This is a genomic window from Secundilactobacillus malefermentans DSM 5705 = KCTC 3548 (assembly GCF_001436395.1).
GTDB classification, from domain to species: domain Bacteria; phylum Bacillota; class Bacilli; order Lactobacillales; family Lactobacillaceae; genus Secundilactobacillus; species Secundilactobacillus malefermentans.
Map to the genome: position 1 here is coordinate 1 of NZ_AZGJ01000087.1, position 2979 is coordinate 2979.

Below are 2979 nucleotides of genomic sequence, written 5' to 3' on the forward strand. Positions count from 1 at the left end.
ACAACCATAAAGGGATTATCGCACAGTTGATAACAATCAGCTGGACGGTATTTTTAGTTAGATGCCTGGTTTTCGTGCATGAACTTGGGAATTTCATGAATAATCTGGGTTGGTAAAACGACGTACTGATTTCGGGCAAGCTGCTCTGCAATAGCGCTATGTGTATAAACTGCTGCTTGCACGGCATTGGTTGTGTCTGCAAATTGGGCAGTAAAGCCACCAATCATTCCTGCAAGGGTGTCGCCCATTCCACCCGTTGCTTGAGCAGGGGTACCTAGCGTATTTTGAAAACACCCGGTTTCGGTATAAATCTCAGTTCGGTGTGATTTTAAAACAACCGTCGCGTTTAACTGGTTTCGAATCTGCTGATTAGCCGTCTCAGTTTGATCGGCAATTTTAATTCCAGATAAGCGTTGCCACTCCATTTGATGGGGCGTAAAAATGAGATTAGTTGTTGGCAAATTCCAATTGTTACTGGCAAGAATTGAGATTGCCGACCCGTCAATGATGACAATTTGTGAAGGTGTAACAGTTGCTAAAACATTTTTTAATTGTTCGATACTATTCGCATCATCACCCAGACCTGGGCCGACAACAACGACGTTAGCACTTTGAATGAGAGAGGTTATTTGAGTGTGCTGGCTGAAATCAGTCACCATTGCTTCTGGTAGGCGGGCATGTAAACTAGCCTGATTAGCTGAATCGGTGATGGTCGTTACTAGCCCAGCACCACTATAAACACTAGCTTCTGAAGCCATAATAATGGCACCCCCGAAGTTTCGATTGCCGCCAATCAAAACAACGCGACCATACGTCCCTTTATAACTGTCCACTGGCCTCTGGCGAATTGTATTTGGTAAAATTGCCTTTGTTATTTTTTTCATCTAAGCCACTTCCTTACCTTGAGTATACCATGTTAAAAGGAGATTACTGAATGCCTGTTTTGACTTAAGCTATGCTAGAATAAGAGTAGCAAGAATAATATCAGGAGGCCGACTATTTTGGAGATTGATTGGCAGAAAAAAGCAGAAACATACAAGAAACATTATTTATTAGATTTAAAGGACTTAGTCGCGATTGAAAGCGTTCGTGATGATTCTAAAAAATCGACTGATGCACCATTAGGTCCTGGACCAGCAGAAGCACTCAATAAATATTTAGATATTGCTAAACGTGACGGATTTAAAGTGAAAAATTTAGATAACCTTGTGGGATATGTAGAGTATGGCGAAGGGGACGAAACCTTGGCTATTTTGGCTCATGCAGATGTCATGCCTGCTGGCAATGGCTGGGATACGGACCCATTTACACTGACTGAAAAGGATGGAAACGTTTATGGTCGTGGGACTTCAGACGATAAAGGACCGGGACTAGCTGCCTATTATGGGTTAAAGTTAATCAAAGAATTAGGCCTAAAGTTAAATAAAAAGATTCGCTTTATTATTGGGACCGATGAGGAAAGCGAGTGGACGGGAATGACCCATTATTTTGACGTAGAACCTGCGCCAACATTGGGATTTTCTCCAGATGCTGAGTTCCCGCTAATTAATGGTGAAAAAGGAAATGCGTCGTTTACGATTAATACTGCCGGAACCAATGGTGAAGAAGATCGATTGGTTTCATTTGACTCTGGTCTCCGTGAAAATATGGTGCCGCGGGATGCAACTGCCACAATCGAAACGAGTAATAATGAGGAACTAGTTGTCAGGTTTACTAAATTCCTTGACGAGTTGCCAGTGACCGGTGATGTTTCAATTTCGGGAGATGGGGTTGATTTACACGTTATTGGGAAAGCTGCTCATGGAATGGAGCCTAAAAACGGAATTAATGCAGGAACTTATTTGGCACTGTTCCTGCAGCAAGCAACCCGATTAGGTGGGGATGCCGATCGTTACATCAATTTTATTGCTAATCGTCTCCACGATGATTCTAGGGTCTATAAACTAGGATTAACGTATACGGATGATATTATGGGCGACCTAACTATGAACGTTGGGGTTATGAAATTTCAAACTGGTGAAAGTGGCAAAATCATTCTTAACTTTAGATACCCCAAGGGAATGGACGATCAAACGATTTTAACCAAGTTGGAGACTTTTGGCGAAACTGAGGACTTCACGGTTACGGAAGGCAGGACGATGGTTCCCCATTATGTTTCTCTTGAAGATCCAATTGTTAAAACACTTATGACAGTTTATCGTAATCAGACGGGTGATCATCAAGCACAACCAGAAGTTGTTGGTGGTGGAACGTACGGCCGATTGATGGAGCGAGGAGTTGCATTTGGCGCGTTATTTCCACATACAACTGATAGCATGCATCAGGCAAATGAGTTCCAACCAATTAATGATTTAATTCAGGCACTTTCAATTTATGCAGAATCCATCTATGAATTAGCAAAGTAGTGAGTTAAGACAACTAAAGACTGAGGTGATTTAAATGGCAAGTATTCCATATCATAAAATTCTCGTTGGTGTTGATGGTTCAAAGCAAGCAAGGAGAGCAGTTATTAAAGCGATTGCTTCTGCCAAGCGAAATGATGCTGAATTAATCATTGCAACGGTAATTAGCAGTGATAAAGTTGTTGGCATTGGATCGACTCGGGTTGGATTTGGATACGTTGATCAATCAGTACTGGACGGCGTGAAAGAAGAATTTGAAAATCTAGTTGCTAAATACAAGGATATGGCCGTTGAGTCTGGTATTAAAAAAGTACAAACAATTGTCAAATTTGGCAATGCTAAAGTTGAGATTGCGAGTCAACTTTCGACTCACTATGGTGTTGACCTAATTATTTTGGGGGCAACGGGATCAAACGTTGTTGAACGAATGATGATGGGGTCGACAGCCAGTTACGTTGTCACAAATGCAATTTGTGACGTGTTAATTATAAGAACGAACTTGGATAATAAGGTTTTAACGAAGAATCCAAAATTTGAGTAAATAAAAACACCAATCTGAAGTGAACCCCCGGTATTG

At 41.4% G+C, this 2979-nt stretch carries 3 protein-coding genes; 2 read left to right on the forward strand and 1 reads right to left on the reverse strand.

Going from position 1 to position 2979, the window contains the following annotated elements:
* Nucleotides 1–53 precede the first annotated feature (53 nt).
* Nucleotides 54–884, reverse strand: coding sequence for an NAD(P)H-hydrate dehydratase (locus FD44_RS09675; RefSeq protein ID WP_010620021.1), 831 nt, complete (start codon nucleotides 882–884; stop codon nucleotides 54–56).
* 117 nt (nucleotides 885–1001) lie between these two features.
* Between FD44_RS09675 and pepV the strand changes: the two genes are divergently transcribed.
* Together pepV and FD44_RS09685 are read left to right on the forward strand one after the other, a co-directional pair.
* The gene (gene pepV / locus FD44_RS09680; RefSeq protein ID WP_010620020.1) at nucleotides 1002–2405 is read left to right on the forward strand and encodes a dipeptidase PepV; all 1404 of its coding nucleotides are present in this window, start codon (nucleotides 1002–1004) and stop codon (nucleotides 2403–2405) included.
* A gap of 34 nt (nucleotides 2406–2439) precedes the next feature.
* Nucleotides 2440–2943, forward strand: coding sequence for a universal stress protein (locus FD44_RS09685; protein WP_010620019.1), 504 nt, complete (start codon nucleotides 2440–2442; stop codon nucleotides 2941–2943).
* Nucleotides 2944–2979 lie beyond the last annotated feature (36 nt).

Bases quoted from the DNA above. Each gene is read 5' to 3' on its own strand.
- FD44_RS09685 (WP_010620019.1), top strand. From the start codon at position 2,440: ATGGCAAGTATTCCATATCATAAAATTCTCGTTGGTGTTGATGGTTCA.
- FD44_RS09675 (WP_010620021.1), bottom strand. From the start codon at position 884: ATGAAAAAAATAACAAAGGCAATTTTACCAAATACAATTCGCCAGAGG.